15 protein-coding genes are annotated in these 15,884 nt (G+C 69.6%); 10 read left to right on the top strand and 5 right to left on the bottom strand.

What is annotated here, in order from left to right; all coding sequences use genetic code 11:
* Positions 1–63: 63 nt before the first annotated feature.
* On the bottom strand, positions 64–1,074 hold the full coding sequence (locus tag LGM42_RS13570) for a 3-hydroxybutyryl-CoA dehydrogenase (RefSeq protein WP_226232437.1): 1,011 nt from the start codon (positions 1,072–1,074) through the stop codon (positions 64–66).
* Positions 1,071–2,177 carry an NAD/NADP-dependent octopine/nopaline dehydrogenase family protein gene (locus LGM42_RS13565; RefSeq protein ID WP_226232436.1) on the bottom strand — a complete coding sequence of 369 codons (1,107 nt, stop codon included), beginning with the start codon at positions 2,175–2,177 and terminating at the stop codon, positions 1,071–1,073. The genes LGM42_RS13570 and LGM42_RS13565 overlap by 4 nt, the downstream gene beginning before the upstream one ends.
* A gap of 149 nt (positions 2,178–2,326) precedes the next feature.
* On the opposite strand from LGM42_RS13565, the gene LGM42_RS13560 reads away from it, so the two are divergent.
* Entirely contained in the window at positions 2,327–3,301 is a 975-nt protein-coding gene (locus tag LGM42_RS13560; RefSeq protein ID WP_099317124.1) for an AraC family transcriptional regulator, read from the top strand.
* Positions 3,298–4,335 carry a LysR family transcriptional regulator gene (locus LGM42_RS13555; protein WP_226232435.1) on the top strand — a complete coding sequence of 346 codons (1,038 nt, stop codon included), beginning with the start codon at positions 3,298–3,300 and terminating at the stop codon, positions 4,333–4,335. The genes LGM42_RS13560 and LGM42_RS13555 overlap by 4 nt, the downstream gene beginning before the upstream one ends.
* A 44-nt stretch (positions 4,336–4,379) precedes the next feature.
* Here LGM42_RS13555 and LGM42_RS13550 read toward each other — a convergent pair whose 3' ends face one another.
* Positions 4,380–5,498 (bottom strand): porin, encoded by a 1,119-nt coding sequence (locus tag LGM42_RS13550; RefSeq protein ID WP_226232434.1) that lies wholly within the window; start codon positions 5,496–5,498, stop codon positions 4,380–4,382.
* Positions 5,499–5,908: 410 nt separating this feature from the next.
* On the opposite strand from LGM42_RS13550, the gene LGM42_RS13545 reads away from it, so the two are divergent.
* Both LGM42_RS13545 and LGM42_RS13540 read left to right on the top strand, forming a co-directional pair.
* A complete protein-coding gene (locus tag LGM42_RS13545) occupies positions 5,909–7,312 on the top strand; it encodes a spinster family MFS transporter (RefSeq protein ID WP_226232433.1) in 1,404 nt (467 codons plus the stop codon).
* Positions 7,313–7,526: 214 nt separating this feature from the next.
* Positions 7,527–8,507, top strand: a complete 981-nt coding sequence (locus LGM42_RS13540; protein WP_226232432.1) for a PDR/VanB family oxidoreductase — start codon at positions 7,527–7,529, stop codon at positions 8,505–8,507.
* Positions 8,508–8,629: 122 nt separating this feature from the next.
* Here the strand turns inward: LGM42_RS13540 and LGM42_RS13535 are convergent, their stop codons facing one another.
* Positions 8,630–9,547 (bottom strand): LysR family transcriptional regulator, encoded by a 918-nt coding sequence (locus tag LGM42_RS13535; RefSeq protein ID WP_059640556.1) that lies wholly within the window; start codon positions 9,545–9,547, stop codon positions 8,630–8,632.
* Positions 9,548–9,687: 140 nt separating this feature from the next.
* Here LGM42_RS13535 and LGM42_RS13530 point away from each other — a divergent pair, with 140 nt between their 5' ends.
* The 3 genes from LGM42_RS13530 to LGM42_RS13520 all read left to right on the top strand — a co-directional run bounded on the left by LGM42_RS13530 (position 9,688) and on the right by LGM42_RS13520 (position 11,923).
* Positions 9,688–10,971, top strand: coding sequence for an aromatic ring-hydroxylating oxygenase subunit alpha (locus tag LGM42_RS13530; protein WP_226232431.1), 1,284 nt, complete (start codon positions 9,688–9,690; stop codon positions 10,969–10,971).
* Entirely contained in the window at positions 10,968–11,471 is a 504-nt protein-coding gene (locus LGM42_RS13525; RefSeq protein WP_226232430.1) for an aromatic-ring-hydroxylating dioxygenase subunit beta, read from the top strand. The genes LGM42_RS13530 and LGM42_RS13525 overlap by 4 nt, the downstream gene beginning before the upstream one ends.
* 65 nt (positions 11,472–11,536) lie before the next feature.
* Positions 11,537–11,923 carry a 2-hydroxymuconate tautomerase family protein gene (locus LGM42_RS13520; RefSeq protein WP_174429285.1) on the top strand — a complete coding sequence of 129 codons (387 nt, stop codon included), beginning with the start codon at positions 11,537–11,539 and terminating at the stop codon, positions 11,921–11,923.
* Positions 11,924–11,973: 50 nt separating this feature from the next.
* Here the strand turns inward: LGM42_RS13520 and LGM42_RS13515 are convergent, their stop codons facing one another.
* Entirely contained in the window at positions 11,974–13,521 is a 1,548-nt protein-coding gene (locus LGM42_RS13515; protein WP_226232429.1) for a sensor histidine kinase, read from the bottom strand.
* Between the two features lie 148 nt (positions 13,522–13,669).
* Between LGM42_RS13515 and LGM42_RS13510 the strand changes: the two genes are divergently transcribed.
* The 3 genes from LGM42_RS13510 (at position 13,670) to LGM42_RS13500 (ending at position 15,872) form a co-directional block, all read left to right on the top strand.
* Positions 13,670–14,863, top strand: a complete 1,194-nt coding sequence (locus LGM42_RS13510; RefSeq protein WP_226232428.1) for an acyl-CoA dehydrogenase family protein — start codon at positions 13,670–13,672, stop codon at positions 14,861–14,863.
* A gap of 101 nt (positions 14,864–14,964) precedes the next feature.
* A complete protein-coding gene (locus LGM42_RS13505; RefSeq protein WP_059580110.1) occupies positions 14,965–15,342 on the top strand; it encodes a hypothetical protein in 378 nt (125 codons plus the stop codon).
* A gap of 8 nt (positions 15,343–15,350) precedes the next feature.
* Positions 15,351–15,872: a nuclear transport factor 2 family protein gene (locus tag LGM42_RS13500; protein WP_226232427.1), complete on the top strand. Its 522-nt coding sequence runs from the start codon at positions 15,351–15,353 to the stop codon at positions 15,870–15,872.
* Positions 15,873–15,884 lie beyond the last annotated feature (12 nt).

The following is a 15,884-nucleotide window of genomic DNA, read 5'->3' as shown; positions in this document are numbered from 1 at the left end:
GGTTCACGGCGCCACGTGCGCGCTGGCGCGGCGCCGCAAGCGCACGCAGCCGCAACGTCGAGGCTACGCGTCCCGGCCGCGCCGCGCGCTGTCGAACGCCGGCGCCAGCCCGAGATGGTCGAGCAGCCGCGCGAATTCGCCGAGCCGCCGGCGCATGTACGCGGGTACATCCACGTTCGCATAGTCGTGGAAGCCGGCGCCCGTGCGCACGCCGTCGCGGCCGGCTTCCATGTTGCGCACGACGCTCTCGGCCGGCGCGAAGCGCGGCCCGATCTCGCCGGCCAGGTACGCCGACGCGTAATACAGGATGTCGCAGCCGCCCCAGTCGATGAATTCGAGCAGCCCGAGCACCGCGAAGCGCGGGCCGAAGCCGGTGCGGATGGCCGTGTCGATATCCTCCGCGCTTGCGACGCCTTCCTCGACCATCCGCGCGGCCTCGTTCATCGCGAGCGCCTGGATGCGCGGCACGATATAGCCGGGCGCCGGCCCGCAGATCACCGGCTTCTTGCCCACGCGTTCGAGCAGCGCCGCGAGCGCGTCGACGACGGACCGATCCGTTACATCGCTGCGGCTGACCTCGACGAGCGGCATCAGCAGCGCGGGATTGAGCCAGTGTGCGTTCAGCATCCGCGCCGGGTGCGCGACGTAGCGCTGCAATTCGGTGACGACGAACGTCGACGTGGTGGACGCGATCGTTGCGTGCGCATCGACGTGTTCGCCGAGCCAGCGCAGCGCGTCCGCCTTGGCATCGAGCACTTCGGGCAGCGCTTCGAACACGATATCGGCATCGCGCACCGCGTCGGCCGCGCCGTCCCGCGCGACGATCGCGACGCGCGCGACGACGGCATCCGCCTGTGCGGCATCGATGCGGCCCAGCGCGACCTGCGCATGCAGCGGCCGGGCGATCTCGTCGCGCGTGCGATCGTCGAATGCGCGACGGCCGGCCGCATCGCGCGGCTTGAAGTCGATCAGCGTCACGTCGAGGCCCGCGAACGCGAACACGAGCGCGATGCCCTGCCCCATGCGCCCCGCGCCGAGCACGTGGATGCGCGTCACTTCCGCGGCCGCCTTCATGCCGTGTACCCCGCGCCGAGCAGCACGCGCAGCGCGTCGCGTGACAGCGCCACGAGCCCGAGCCGTTCCAGCGTGCGGCCTTCCGCGTACAGGTCGCGCACCGCCACCGCGCTCGCGATGCTCAGCAGCCCCTGCGCGACGGGCGTCGGCACGCCGGCCCAACGCCCGCACGACACGATGAACGACAGCCCGAGCCGGGTGTCCTCGAGCATGTAGCGATGCGTGCGCAGATCGATCTTCTCGCGCCAGTCGCCGCTATCGGTCAGCTTGCCGTGCGCGCCGCGCCCGTACATCCACTCGTCGCCTTCGGTCGCGTAGTGATCGGCGAGCGGAAAATGCGGCGCGCGGTAGCCGAGCGCTTCGCGCACCGCGATACGTTCGGCGTCGAGCGCGCTCGTCACGCGGCGGATCGACGGCTGCGTGCCTTCGTTGTGGATGTCCCACGCGTCGAAGTGTTCGAGCGGCCCGGCGTTCATCAGGATCAGCGGCGGATGGATCACCGGGCCCGCGTTCATCAGCGCGCCGGACAACGCATCCTCGACCGGCTCGACCGACGGATAGCCCGCACGCAGCACGTCGAACGCCCGGCCGGCCGCGTTCGCCGGCCACACGCCGGTCGGCAGGCGCGTCGCGTACGCGCTGATCACGACGTCGTTGTCGCCATGCTTGCGCACGAGGTACGGCAGCGTGCCCGTTTCGGCGAACGCGACGCGCGCACGATTGCCGGCATCGGCCGCCGCGCGGGCAAACACGACGCTGCCGAACGTGCCGGGCGGCAAAAACACGACCTGGCCGTCCTCCAGCAGCGGCGCGACCTGCGCGGCGAGCGCGTCGTGCGACGTGGCCGGCAGCGGCACCACGACGAGCCGCGCGCCGCTCAACGCGGCGGCGAGATCGTCGGTCAGGCGAATCGCGCCGGGCGCGTCGCCGAGCGGCACCGTGCGCTTGCCGCGATAGTCGGTGACGTTCAGCACGCCGAGCTCGCGCAGCCGCGCATGCGGCGCGCGGTCGCGCCGCCACCACGTCACGTCGTGGCCTTTTTCGAGCAGGTCGATGGCCGCCGCATGGCAGCCGTGGCCGCCGCCCAGAACACATACCTTCATCGTTTTCTCCCGGTGATCGAGTCTGTCCGAGACTACGCGGCCGCCTGCGCCGCGTCGCTTCAAAACGCGCAACGACGCGCCCGTTCGCGCAACGCAATCGCGGCGCCGTGCACGACGCTGCACGCCCGCCTCCGCTTCGAGGTCTAGGAATGGACATCGCCCTTTCCCGTCATGCGCCGAACCGGCTCGGCACGCTGCAGGCGCCCGACGAAGTCGAACGCGCGGTCGCGCATCGTCTCGGGCCGCATCGGATGGCCGCGTCCGGCCGCGATCCGTTTCATGCGGAGCTGTACGAGGTGCCGCTGCATCACGGCGCGCTGCTCGAACTCTGCTACGGCCGTGAAACGCGCATCGATTTCGGCGACGACGCCGATCACTTCCTGTTCCGGCTGACGCTCGCGGGCGCGTGCGAACTGCAGGCCGGCAGCGTCGTCGCGCGCGCCGGCCCCGGCGCGCTGACCGTGTCGTCGCCCGCGCTCGCGAGCCGCCTGCGCACGAGCCGCGATTGCCGCAATCTCGTGCTGCGGCTCGAACGCGGCGCGCTCGAACGCAAGTTGCAGGACATGCTGCGCGCGCCGCTCACGCGGCCGCTGCAATTCGACCTCGCGACGAGCGGCGCGGGCGCGGGCGCCGCGCTCGTGCTGTCGACCTTCGAATACCTGTGCCGGCTCGGCGCGCAGCCGCGCATCGGCACGGCGTCGCCGGTGTTCGGCGCGGACCTCACCGCGTGGCTGATGTCGCTGCTGCTCACGCACCTGCCGCACGCGTACAGCGACGCGCTGCTGCGCGGCACGCCACCGCTGCCCGCGCACGTGCGGCGCGCGTGCGCTCACGTCGATGCGCACCTCGGCGAACCGCTCGCGCTCGCCGTGCTGGCGGCCGTCGCGGGCGTCGCGCCGCGCACGCTGCAGCATGCGTTCCGCGCGTTCCTGCACACCACGCCGGCCGCGTACGTGCGCGAGCGCCGGCTCGCCGCCGTGCACGCGGCGCTGCAACGCGGCGACGCGCGCAGCGTGACCGACGTGCTGATCGCGCACGGCATCCATGGCTTCGGCCATTTCGCGAAGGCATATGCGCGGCGTTACGGCCACGCGCCTTCCGTCACCGCGAGGCAGACACGTTGACGCTCTCCACTCCCGGCCGCGCGACGGCCCCCGCCCGCCCCGAAGCCGCGCCGCACGACGGCGACTCGCCCGACGGCCTGCGCGTGCAGGATCTCGATCTCAACCTGTTGAAGACGTTTCGCGCGGTGTATGAAGAGCGGAACGTCGGCCGCGCGGCGCTGCGGCTCGGCGTCACGCAGCCGTCCGTCAGCCACGCGCTCGGCCGGCTGCGGCTGATGTTCCGCGACGCGCTGTTCGTGCGCACCGGCACCGGCGTCGAGCCGACCCCGCGCGCGCAACGGCTCGCGATCTCGGTCGACAAGGCGCTCGCGATCCTGCAGGGCGTGCTCGACGAAGGCTCGCGCTTCGCGCCCGACAGCACGCAGCGCGTGTTCCGCCTGCACATGAGCGATTTCGCGGCGAGCGCGTTCCTGCCGACGCTGCTCGCCGCGTTCGACCGGCGCGCGCCGGGCGCCGTGATCGAGACGCTGCACGTCGACGAGTGCCAGCTCAACGTCGCGCTCGAATCGGGGCGCATCGACTTCGCGCTCGGCCATTTCGCCGATGCGTCGAGCCATTTCCAGCGCACCGCGCTGCTGCACGAGCGCTGCGTGCTGCTGATGCCGCGCCGCACCGCCCGGCGCGTCGGCCTGCCCGACGATTTCGTGCTCGACGGCGCGGCGCCCGACGCGCTGCGCTTCGTCGCGATCACGTCGCATCCGCAATCGATGCAATTGCTCGAACGGCACGAACTGATGCCGCGCGTGCGCGCGGCGCTGCCCGATTTCATGGTGGTGCCGGCATTGCTGCAAGGCGGCGACTATGCGCTGATCCTGCCGGAGACGATCGCGATCACGTTCGCGGCGCGCCAGCCGTGCGTGCTGTACGAAGTCGCCGGCGCCGGCGAGTGGGCCGTCAACGCGTACTGGCATCGCCGCTTCGACGCGGACCCCGGCCATCGCTGGCTGCGCGCGCTGCTGCTCGAACTGTTCAATATCGGCGAGCAGGCGCCGTTCGACGCATGGCTCGCGCCGCAGCCGCCCGCCTGCGCGTAGCGGCGCGAGCGGGCCCGCACCAGGGCGCGGGTCCGCCAAAACGCTCAGAACGACGTGAGGATGCCCGCGACGAGCGAGCTCGCGGTCGCGCCAGGCTTCGCGACCGCGACGCCGCCGCCCGCCGCGCCGTTGACGACGAAGCGCGCATGCGCGCCGTTGCGCACCATCGCGGCGCCCGTGTACAGCACCGTGCGCTTCGACAGCGGATAGTCGAAGCGGATGCCGTACGAATCGGCGTTGCCGTCGCTGTCGGCGACCTTCCGGTAATGGCCGACGCTCAGCAGCAGCGACGCGCGTCCGATCGGCACCGTCGCGCTGAGCTCCATGATGTCGCTGTGCGGATACGCGCTCTGGCTGTCGACCGCGGTCGCCACATCGGGGCCGCCGCGATGGCGCATATACAGCGCGGCCACCTTCACGACCTTGAAGTCGTACGAAATCGCGCCGAGCGCGTAGCTGCCGTTCGCGGCCGGGCTCGTGTTGCCGAGCGTCGATGCGGCTACCGGGCTGAACTTCTGCTGCATGTAGTCGACGTCGACCGACAGCCCGCCGCGCACGTAGTTGATGCCCGCGCCGTACGTATCGCCGAGCGTCGCCGGCTGCCCGGCCGCGCCATTGGCGCCGCGCGCGGCCATCGCGCGCAGCATGAAGCCCGCATAGCGCGGCGACGTGTAGCGCATCGAGTTGCGCACGCGCAGGAACGCGGGCCCGACGAAGTTGTTGGTCGCGTTGCCCCAGGCGAGCCCCGCGCCGAGGCCGGGCAGGCTGTACGTGACGAGCGTCGTATGCAGGATCGTGTAGAGCTCGCCGAACTGCACGCCGCCGAACGGCCCCGTGATGCCGACCCACGCTTCGCGGCCGAACAGCGCGCTGCTGTTCGACAACGCACCGTTCGCCGCGTTGAAGCCGTCCTCGAGCTTGAAGATCGTCGCGTAGCCGCCGCCGAGATCCTCGACACCCTTCAGCCCCCACTGCGACGCCCACAGGTTGCCGCTGCCCATGCGTGTCACGTGGTTCGGCCCGGCGTTCGCGTATTCGATCGCGGTGTCGATGCGGCCGTAGAGCGTCACGCTCGATTGCGCGGCGGCCGGCAGCGTCATGCACGCGAGCAGCGCGGCAAGCAGTACGGCAAGCCGGTCGGCCCGCCCGTTCGGTTGGTTCATCTGCGTCGTCCCGTAGAAGTTGCGGCGCCTGTCGGCATCGCGCCGCTCGGTGTGAAGCGCGTTCGCCTTGAGACGCGAACGCCGCCGATCAAAACCCGGCCGAGTCTAGGAACGACAATTTCGGACGTCGACGCAATGCGCTCTATAACGCTTATAGACGCGCCGCATGATGCGCGCGCGCCCCGTCGCACGTACGCTGCGGGGCGGCTCGCGAGCAAGGCCTCGGTGTTTTCTTTATCCGCGTCGGTAAATGTCCGTGTGGCGCGGCTGTCACTCCGGCTATGGCGGCCGAATTTGGCCGACTACGCTGCGTCACCGATCGTGTCACCCGCACGCGTTCGCGCCGCGACGGCGCCCGGCCCGCGAGGCCGATGCCGCGCGTTTCCACCGCCCGCTCCTGGAGAACCCGCATGTCCGCATCCACGGCCCGCGCTGCCGACGGCAAGCGCTATACGTACGAATGGTATGTCGTCGTCATCTGCATGCTCGCGTACATCTTTTCGTTCGTCGACCGCCAGGTCCTCGTGCTGATGATCGAACCGATCAAGCGCGACCTGCACCTGTCCGATACGCAGTTCAGCCTGCTCAACGGCTTCGCGTTTTCGCTGTTCTATGCGGTGATGGGGCTGCCCGTCGCGTATCTCGCCGACCGCTATGCGCGCCCGCGCATCATCTCGCTCGGCATCGCGCTGTGGAGCGTCGCGACCGCCGCATGCGGGCTCAGCCAGCATTTCGTGCAGATGTTCGTCGCGCGGATGGGCGTCGGTGTCGGCGAGGCCGCGCTGTCGCCCGGCGCGTATTCGATGCTCGCCGACTACTTCCCGAAGGAGAAGCTCGGCCGCGCGATCGCCGTGTATTCGCTCGGCTCGTTCATCGGCGGCGGCATCGCGTTCCTGATCGGCGGCTACGTGATCGCGCTGCTCAAGCATGCGAGCGCGTTCACGCTGCCGATCGTCGGGCAGGTGCATGCCTGGCAGGTCACGTTCCTGATCGTCGGGCTGCCGGGGATCCTCGTTGCGCTGCTGTTCGCCGCGACCGTGCGCGATCCGCAGCGCAAGGGGCTCGCGCAGGATCGCTCGGGCGCCGTGCGGCGCGTGTCGATGCGCGATTCGCTGCGCTTCGTCGGCGCGCATCGCGCGACCTTCGCGTGCCACTACCTCGGCTTCTCGTTCTATGCGATGACGCTGTACTGCCTGCTGAGCTGGACGCCCGCGTTCTATATCCGCCACTTCGGGATGACGGCCGTCGAAGCCGGCTACACGCTCGGCATCGTGCTGCTGGCCGCGAACACGGCCGGCGTGTTCTGCGGCGGCTGGCTCAACGACTGGCTGCTGCGGCGCGGCCGAAGCGATGCGCCGATGCGTGCCGGCGCGATCGGCGCCGCGTGCATGGTGATTCCCGCGACGCTGTTCACGCAGATCGACAGCCTGCCCGCGTCGCTCGCGATGCTGGTCGTCGCGATGTTCTTCGCATCGTTCCCGATGCCGACGTCGACCGCCGCGATGCAAACGCTCGCGCCGAACCAGATGCGCGCGCAGATCTCCGCGCTGTTCCTGCTCGTGTCGAACCTGATCGCGCTCGGGATCGGCACGACCGTCGTCGCGCTGTTCACCGATCGCGTGTTCGGCGCGCCGGCCGCGGTCGGCCATTCGATGTCGATCGTCAACGTCGCGGCAGCCACGCTGGCCGCGCTGCTGCTCGCCGCAGGGTGCCGCCGCTATCGCCGCAGCCTCGAACGCGAACGCGGTCATGCGGCGACATCGGCTTCGGCTGACGCGGCCGTCGACGGCGGCAACGTCATCGCCGTTCGCTGAAGCCACGCGGTTCACCGATCGCATGGTCGGTGTACCGGCCGCGCGAGCGCCGCCACGCCGACCGGCGACAATCGGCACGCCCACCATCATCCATCCCGCTTATTCCAACATCGATTTTTAATCGATTTGATTTATGCGATGCCCATCCCTATTCTCGATTGCATGCCGGCGCGGGCTCGGCCGCGCCGCTTTTCTCTACCCCACGGAATTTCCCATGCAAGCGAACCGCCACCAGGTCCGGATCGACGCGCTGATCGACGCGGCGCAGGACATCCGCTGTTTCCGGATCTCGCGCGTCGACGGCCAGCCGTTCGACGCGTACGAACCCGGCGCCCATATCGACGTCACCGCGCCGTCCGGCATCACGCGGCAATACTCGCTGTGCGGCAACCCCGACGAGCGCCGCAGCTACCTGTTCGCGGTGAAGAAGGAAACGCACTCGCGCGGCGGCTCGCGTTCGCTGCACGACGACGTGAGCGTCGGCGCCGAGTTGTCGATCGGCACGCCGCGCAACCTGTTTCGCTTGACCGATGCCGCGAGCGAGCACGTGCTGGTCGCAGCCGGCATCGGCATCACGCCGCTTCTGTCGATGGCGTATGCGCTGAACCGGCGCGGCGCACGCTACCGGTTGCATTACTTCGCGCGCAGCCGCGACCACGCGGCCTTCGTCGATGAATTGTCGGCCGAGCCGTTCGCATCGCACGTGACGTTCCACTACGGCGTCGAGCCCGATACGCTCGCGGCCGAACTCGGCCGCTGCATGGAGTCGATCGACTCGAGCGCGCATGTCTATACGTGCGGCCCCGGGCCGTTCATGGATGCGGTCGTCGCCGCCGCGGTCACGCGCGTTCCGGAAGACGCGATTCATCTCGAACGCTTCGCGGCGGAACCGTCGGCGGCCGTCACCGCCGCGGATGACGCCGCGGCGGAGGGCTTCGAAGTGCGCCTGCAACGCAGCGGCCAATCGGTGCGCGTCGCACCCGATACGTCGATCGTCGACGCACTCGCGAAGATCGGCATCGAGGTCGATACGTCATGCGGCGAAGGCGTATGCGGCACCTGCATGGTGCCGGTGCTCGACGGCGAACCCGATCATCGCGATCACTGCCTGAGCAAGGCCGAGCGCGCGAGCAACACGGTGATCTGCTGCTGCGTGTCGCGTGCGCGCTCGCCCGTGCTCGTGCTCGATCTCTGATGCGCGGGGGCGCGCTGGCGCATCGCGATCTGCCGATCGGCTGACGCACCGATGCGCTGCAGGTCGGGATAGGCCGGCGCCGGCGACACGCGGCCGCCGCCCATCTCGCACCGGCCCGATCGTCATTCGTCGAAACGCTCGACGATCTCGGCGAGCAGCGCGCGCATCCATGCGTTGCCCTCGTCCTCGTGGAAGTGCTCGTGCCAGTGCATCGTCACCGGCGCGGGCGGCAGCGTGACCGGCAGCTCATACAGCCGGAACGCGTTGTCGCGGTTCAGGATCCGCGCGAGCCGCTTCGGCAGCGTCGCATACAGATCGGTGACCGACAGCACGCTCGGCAGCGCGACGAAGTGCGGCACCTCGAGCGCGATGTTGCGGCCCACGCCTTGCGCGCGCAACGCATCGTCGAGCGCGTGGTGGCTGTGCTCGACCGATTTCACGTTCACGTGCGCGGCGCGCACGAACTGCTCGAGACTCAGCGCGGCGGCCGTCGGCAGCCCGCGCCTGCGCCCCGTCATGCACACGTAGGTTTCCTCGAACAGCACCTGATGACGCGTGCGCGGCATCAACTCCGGCAGGTTGCCGATCGCGAAGTCGAGCCGGCTCGCGCGCAGCGCTTCCTCGATCTCCTCCACCGGCAGCGGCTGCACGCTGAGCGTCACGCGGGGCGCGCGCTCGCGCAGCGCCCGGCAGATCGCCGGCAGGTACGCCATCTCGCCCGCATCCGACAGCGACAGCCGGAACGTGCGCGTGCTGGTGGCCGGATCGAAGCGCTCCGCGTAGCGCAGCGCGACGCGCACCATGTCGAGCGCCTTGCCGACGATGCCGGCGAGCTCCAGCGCGACCGGCGTCGGCTGCATGCCGGCGCGCGTGCGCACGAACAGCGGATCGTCGAACAGCGTGCGCAGCCGGCCGAGCGAATAGCTGACGGCCGGCTGCGACAGCGCAAGCCGCTCGCCGGCCTTCGTCAGGCTGCGTTCCTCGACGATCGCCTGGAATACGCGCAACAGGTTCAGATCGAGATGATCGACCGATGTCATCGTGACCTCCATCATTTGCCGTATTTATTTGATCATCGATTTTAGATCAATTTGACCGATATGTAGCAGAAGACGAGACTGATCTCCGGACGCTGCGCCCGGCGCGGCCCGATTTTCGCGACTCTTTCCCCACGACGACGATGAGCGACATTGCCTACCAGACGATCGACACCCGTGCGTTGCACGGTCTCGCGCAGCCCGACCGCATCGCGCCCGCGATGTACCACGACCCCGCGCTGTTCGAAGCCGAGCTCGACCGGATCTTCTACCGCACCTGGATCTGGGTCGCGCACGAAAGCGAACTGCCGAACCCGGGCGACTTCATCACGACGACGATCGGCCGCCAGCCGGTGATCGTCGTGCGCGACAAGACCGGCGAGATCAACGTGCTGCAGAACCGCTGCCGCCATCGCGGCGCGACCGTGTGCGAAGCGCACAAGGGCAACGCGAAGGGCTTCACGTGCCCGTATCACAGCTGGTCGTACGCGCTCGACGGCACGCTGCGCGCGCTGCCGTACGGCGACGGCTACGAAGGCGTGTGCGACAAGGGCGACCTGCCGCTCGTGAAGCTGCGCGTCGGCGTGTACCAGGGGTTGATCTTCGCGAGCTTCAACGACGCGATCGAGCCGCTCGAGGATTTCCTCGGCGGCGCGAAGCCGTGGATCGACCTGTTCATGAAACAGGGCGCCGGCTACCCGATCAAGGCGAACGGCGAGCACAAGTTCAGGTTCAAGGGCAACTGGAAGATCCAGCTCGAGAACACCACCGACCTCTACCACTTCCCGGTCGTGCACAAGTCGTGGATGAAATCGATCGACGACGAAACGGCCGCCGCGATCACGCGCTTCATGACGAGCGAGGACGCGTTCTGCCGCGCGCTCGGCAACGGCCACAGCCTCGCGGTGCTGATGCCCGATCTGATCGATCTCGACGCGGACGACGGCGCCCCGCTGCCCGAACGCTTCGCGCCGCTCGCGGCGAAGCTCGCCGAGCGCCACGCGCCGGACGAAGTGCGCCGCATCGTGCGCTCGCTGATGGGCGTCGGCTTCAACCTGAACCTGTTCCCGAACCTCGCGCTGTCGATGGCGTTCTTCCGCGTGCTGCGGCCGATCTCCGCGAACGAAACCGAGATCCGCCACGTCGCGCTCGCGATGGACGGCGGCCCCGACGAAGCGAACCGCGAGCGCCTGCGCATTCACGAACACTTCCAGGGCCCGTTCGGCTTCGGCAGCCCCGACGACGCGGAAGCCTGGGAGCGCGTGCAGCGCGGCGCGCATGCGGGCCCCGACGTGCCGATCCTCGTGAATCGCGGGCTGAACCGTGAAATTACCGCCGCGAACGGCGAAAAGACCGCGCATGCGACCGACGAAACCGGCATGCGCGAGGCCTACCAGCAGTGGCGCAAGATGATGGAGCAACAGTGATGGACGACCGCAACGCCCTCTTTTCCGAGCAGACCTTCGCCCGCGCGGTCGAATTCGTGTGGCGCGAAGCCGAGATGCTCGACCGCCGCGACTATCGCGCATGGCTCGACCTGTGGGACCCGGCCGGCCACTACGTGGTGCCGATCGATCCCGACACGACCGATTTCGCGGCGACGCTGAACTACGTGTTCGACGACCACGACATGCGCGAGAAGCGCGTGCAGCGGATGGTGTCCGGCTATTCGGCGTCGGCCACCGACGCGGCGCGCACCGTGCGCACCGTATCGCGCTTCACGCTGGAAAGCGGCAGCGCCGACACCGTCGAACTGAAATCGGCGCAGGTCGTCGTCGCGTACAAGCGCGGTGCCGCGACGCTGTTCGCGGCCGACGTCACGCACAAACTGCACGTCGATGCCGACGGCGAGATGCGGATCGCGGAGAAGGTCGTGCGCCTGATCGACTCGACCGAAGCGCTCAGCGCGATCGGCTTCCTGCTGTAAGCCGTGGCCGGTTCACCGCTGCACGCGCAAAGGTGAACCGGTCACCTTCACCTTTCCGAGCCATCATGCCCACACTCGAAGTTTTCCTGCCGGCCGGCCATGACGATGCGCGCAAGGCCGAGCTGATCGCGAGACTGACCGGTGCGACCGTCGACGCGATCGGCGCACCGATCGAATCGGTGCGCGTGCTGCTCACCGAACTGCCCGCGACGCATATCGGCCTCGGCGGCCGCAGCGCCGCGGACGGCGCGCCGCCGTCGCTGCCGGTGATCGTCGCGATCCTGATCGCCGGCCGAACCGACGAGCAGAAGCGCGCGCTGATCGCCGCGCTGTCCGACGCGGGCGCGAACGTGCTCGACGCGCCGCTGCAGGCGACGCGCGTGATCATCAAGGACATTCCGAACACCGACTTCGGCATCGGCGGCCAGACCGCGCGGGCGCTGGGGCGTTGACGATGCGCCGTGCGCCGCCGCCCCGCCACGACGCGCCGCCGCGGTTGCGCTCAACCATCGGCGAGCGGCAACGTGACGCGGCAGTCGAGCCCGCCGCCCGCGGCCGCGCTCGCGGCGATCCGCCCGCCGTGGCGCGTGACGATGCTCTTGCACAGCGACAACCCGATTCCGTTGCCGCCGGCCTTCGACGACGAGAAGCCGTCGAACAGCCGCTCGTGCGCGCCGGCCTCGATGCCCGGGCCATTGTCGACCGCACGCAACTCCGCCTGGCCGGCCACGTTCGCGGTGCCGAGCGTCAGCGTGCGCGGCACGCGCTCGCAACTGGCGAATGCCTCGATCGCATTGAACGCGAGATTCAGGATCACCTGCCCGATCAGCACGCGCTCGCAACGGATCGGCAGCGGTGTGTCGGCCTGCACGATCGCGACCGTCACGCCGGCCTCCTTCGCGCGCAGCTCGATGAAGTACGCGACGTCCGCGAGGATGTCGCGCAGGTCGGCCCGCGCGACGACCGGCTCGCGCTTCACGATGAACTCGCGCACGCTCTTGATGATCAGCGCCGCGTGCTCGGCCTGTCGGTCCGCGCTGCGCAGCCCCCAGATCGCGTCGTCGACGGCGCCGTTGCCGTTCAGCCGTCGCAGCGCGCCTTCGATGAAATTGCGCACGGCCGCGAGCGGCTGGCTCAACTCGTGCGCGATCACGGTCGCCATCTCGCCCATCGCGTTGTAACGGCCCGCGTATTCGAGCATCCGCGCCTCGGCGCGCCGCGCGTCCTCGATCGCGACTTCGTCGCTCACGTCGCGGAACTGCACGAGCAGCCCGTCGAGATCGCCTTCGATCTCGACCTGCCGGCACAGGATGCGCAGCCAGCATGCCGAGCCGTCGCGCCGCACGATCCGGTAGCGCTGCGGCGCGGACGGATGCGCCGACGGTGCATCGCGCAACTGCGCTACGAGCCGGTCGCGATCGGCTTCGGCGCAGTAGTCGAGCACCTCGCCGAGCGGTTCGCCGGGCGCGAGCCCGAGCACGCGGCGGCCCGACTCGCTGATGAACTGCACGCCGCCGTGCGGCGTCACGACCGCGATCCCTTCGTCGAGATCCTGCATGAACTCGCGCAGCCGCGCCTCGTAGCGGCGCAATTGCTGGCGCACCGCCTCTTCCGCGCTGATGTCGCGAAACTGCACCATCACGACGTCGCGCCCGCGCAGCGGCACGTAGGTCGCGGTGGCCTCGGACAGCATGTCGACGCCCGTACGCGATCGATAACACCATTCGTACACCTGCGGCCCGTCGACGAGCGCGCGATCCCACGCGCTCACCGCGATCTCGCGCCGGTACTTCGGCTCGGGGCGCGTCATGTCCGGCGCCTTCAGCGGCAGCAATTCCTCGACGGAAAAACCGAGCGCGATGCACGCGGCGCGATTCGCCCACACGATCGCCTTGGTCTGCGCGTCGTGCAGCAGCACGCACGTGGTCAGCGCGTCGAGCAGCCGGTGGAAATCGTCTTCGTCGGGAAAACTCATGATCGGATTCGAAGAAAGGCGCGCCGCATCGCGCGACGGGAAACCCAACATAGCACCGGCGCGCGCCGATCGCATCTGAAGATTTCTTTAGGCCGGCACGGAGCGTCACCGGTCAGGCGGCCCAACGCACCAATTGCTGCGTGTTTTCGGCGTTTCTAGACTGGTTGCATCGTCTTGCTCCAGCAACCGACGCCGACATCGCCCCCATCCCCAGGAGACTTTCATGCCGCAAGCCGCCCTCGCCATCGAATCCGCGCCGCCTTCGCCGCCCGCGGCCCGTCCCGCGGCCGGGCAGTTGTCGCCGCTCGACGCGGTGATCGAAACCGTCGCCGCCCGCCGCGACGAATTCGACCGGCTGTCGCACGTGCCGCGCGACGTGATCGCGCTGTTCAAGCAGGCCGGCATCTATCGCGCGGGCACGCCGCGCCGCTTCGGCGGCGACGCGCTCGCGCCGACCGCGTTCCTCGACATGATCGAACGGATCGCGACCGCCGACGGCTCGGCCGCGTGGGTCGCGAGCTTCGGCTCCGCGAACGTCTACCTCGCCGCGCTGCCGCTCGACACGCAGGCCGAGCTGTACGCGAGCGGCCCCGATCAGGTGTTCGCGGGCGGCCTGTTTCCGGTGCAGCCCGCGCAGGACGCTCCGGGCGGCTGGCGCGTGGACGGCACGTGGAAATTCGCGAGCGGCTGCAAGGGCGCCGACTGGCTCGGCGTCGGCATCGCCGTGCCGGGCGTGCGGGACGCGGCGCCCAACAAGCCGCGCACGGCCGTGTTCCGCGCCGCCGACGTCGAGATCGTCGAGAACTGGAGCGTGGTCGGCATGCAGGGCACCGGCAGCCACGACCTGCGCGTGAACGACCGCTTCGTGCCCGAGGCGTGGACCTTCGTGCGCGGCGGCGAGGCGACGGTCGACGAGCCGCTGTACCGCTACCCGACCGTCGCGTATGCGGCGCAGGTGCTGGCCGTCGTCAACCTCGGCCTCGCGCGCGCGGCGCTCGACGTCGTGAACCGGATGTCGGGCGGCCGCCAGACGACGACCGGCGCGCCGCGTCTCGCCGATCGCGCGTACTTCCGCATCGAGCTCGCGAAGGCCGAAGCGCAACTGCGCTCGGCACGCGCGTTCTTCTACGACGCGACCGATACCGTGTGGCAATCGATCCTTGCCGGCAATCCGGTGACGCCCGACCAGGTCAGCCTGCTGCGGCTCGCGGCCACGCAGATCGCGCGCGAAGGCGCGAGCGTCGTCGAACGCGCGTACCGCCTCGGCGGCACGGCGGCGATCTATCGCACGCATCCGTTACAGCGGCTGCTGCGCGATGCGATGGTCGTCACGCAGCACGCGTTTCTCGGCGAAGGCAACTTCGACGGCGCGGGCGCGGTGTTCACCGGCGTCACGCCGTTTCCCGGCTATCTGTGACCGGCATCGACCGCAACCTCGATGCATACGCATGAAACCGGATCCGGAGCGCGCTCGCCGGCCGGATCATGCATCCAACCGATTCCTCTGGAGAACCCGATATGTCCGATTCGAATCCGCTGCCGCTGCGCGTGCTGTTCTGCTGCGGCGTGTCGCAGAATTTCTTCGACCTGCCGCGCGAGCGGATCGGCGAAGTGTGGCAGGCGTACGGCGCGATGCTCGCGGCCGTCGAGGCGATGCCCGGCGTGCGCGTGCTCGGCGTGATGGACGACGACCGCCTCGTGGTCGGCCAGGCCGACGGCGCGCCATGGACGTTCTACATCATGGCCGACGTCGCCGATTTCGACACGGCGGTCGCGGTGTGCAACCTGTACCGCACGACGCCCGTCGGCGAATACAACCTGTGGCGCTACGGCAAGATCGAGGCGCGCGTCGGCCGCGCGCTGAGCGTGCCGCCGGCCGCGAAGCCGGCGGCGTGAGGCGCGCGATGAGCGACCTGACACCCGCCGCGATCGACTCGCTCGCGCGGCGCGTCGCGGCGCTCGACGCCGAGCGCGCGGTGCGCGCGACGATCACGCGGTACATGGCGCTGTGCGACGTACCCGGCGATGCGGGCGCGGGCCCGTCACTGGCCGAACTGTTCACGACCGACGCCGTGTGGGAAGGCATCGGCCCGCAGTATGCAAAGAAATTCGGCCGCGTCGAAGGCACCGCCGCGATCGTCGCGATGCTCGGCCGCTATCTGCCGCCCGATCCGCATTTCGCGGCGAATCTGCACTTCCTGACGTCGGAGTCGATCGAGATCGGCGCCGGCCATGCAAGCGCACGCGGCCGCTGGGTGATGCTGCAGGCGTCGCGCTACGCGGACGGCTCGGCCGAGCTGATCGCCGCGCGGCTGACCGTCGATTTCGCGCCGGCCGCCAGCGGCTCCGCCTGGCTGATCCGCCATTTCCGCACCGAACGCGTGCTCGACGGCCCGTGGCCGCTCGCCGCCGCGCCACGGTCCTGATGTTTCCCGCCG

It is taken from the genome of Burkholderia sp. AU39826 (assembly GCF_020419965.1).
GTDB lineage: Bacteria > Pseudomonadota > Gammaproteobacteria > Burkholderiales > Burkholderiaceae > Burkholderia > Burkholderia semiarida.
Note: the sequence above shows the minus strand (reverse complement) of the source record. Positions and strands in the feature narration are given on the sequence as shown.

What these genes read in the sequence shown, in the direction of transcription:
- LGM42_RS13570 (WP_226232437.1), bottom strand. Translation starts at nt 1,074, where the DNA reads ATGAAGGCGGCCGCGGAAGTGACGCGCATCCACGTGCTCGGCGCGGGG.
- LGM42_RS13565 (WP_226232436.1), bottom strand. Translation starts at nt 2,177, where the DNA reads ATGAAGGTATGTGTTCTGGGCGGCGGCCACGGCTGCCATGCGGCGGCC.
- LGM42_RS13560 (WP_099317124.1), top strand. Translation starts at nt 2,327, where the DNA reads ATGGACATCGCCCTTTCCCGTCATGCGCCGAACCGGCTCGGCACGCTG.
- LGM42_RS13550 (WP_226232434.1), bottom strand. Translation starts at nt 5,498, where the DNA reads ATGAACCAACCGAACGGGCGGGCCGACCGGCTTGCCGTACTGCTTGCC.
- LGM42_RS13545 (WP_226232433.1), top strand. Translation starts at nt 5,909, where the DNA reads ATGTCCGCATCCACGGCCCGCGCTGCCGACGGCAAGCGCTATACGTAC.
- LGM42_RS13540 (WP_226232432.1), top strand. Translation starts at nt 7,527, where the DNA reads ATGCAAGCGAACCGCCACCAGGTCCGGATCGACGCGCTGATCGACGCG.
- LGM42_RS13535 (WP_059640556.1), bottom strand. Translation starts at nt 9,547, where the DNA reads ATGACATCGGTCGATCATCTCGATCTGAACCTGTTGCGCGTATTCCAG.
- LGM42_RS13530 (WP_226232431.1), top strand. Translation starts at nt 9,688, where the DNA reads ATGAGCGACATTGCCTACCAGACGATCGACACCCGTGCGTTGCACGGT.
- LGM42_RS13520 (WP_174429285.1), top strand. Translation starts at nt 11,537, where the DNA reads ATGCCCACACTCGAAGTTTTCCTGCCGGCCGGCCATGACGATGCGCGC.
- LGM42_RS13515 (WP_226232429.1), bottom strand. Translation starts at nt 13,521, where the DNA reads ATGCGATCGGCGCGCGCCGGTGCTATGTTGGGTTTCCCGTCGCGCGAT.
- LGM42_RS13510 (WP_226232428.1), top strand. Translation starts at nt 13,670, where the DNA reads ATGCCGCAAGCCGCCCTCGCCATCGAATCCGCGCCGCCTTCGCCGCCC.
- LGM42_RS13505 (WP_059580110.1), top strand. Translation starts at nt 14,965, where the DNA reads ATGTCCGATTCGAATCCGCTGCCGCTGCGCGTGCTGTTCTGCTGCGGC.
- LGM42_RS13500 (WP_226232427.1), top strand. Translation starts at nt 15,351, where the DNA reads ATGAGCGACCTGACACCCGCCGCGATCGACTCGCTCGCGCGGCGCGTC.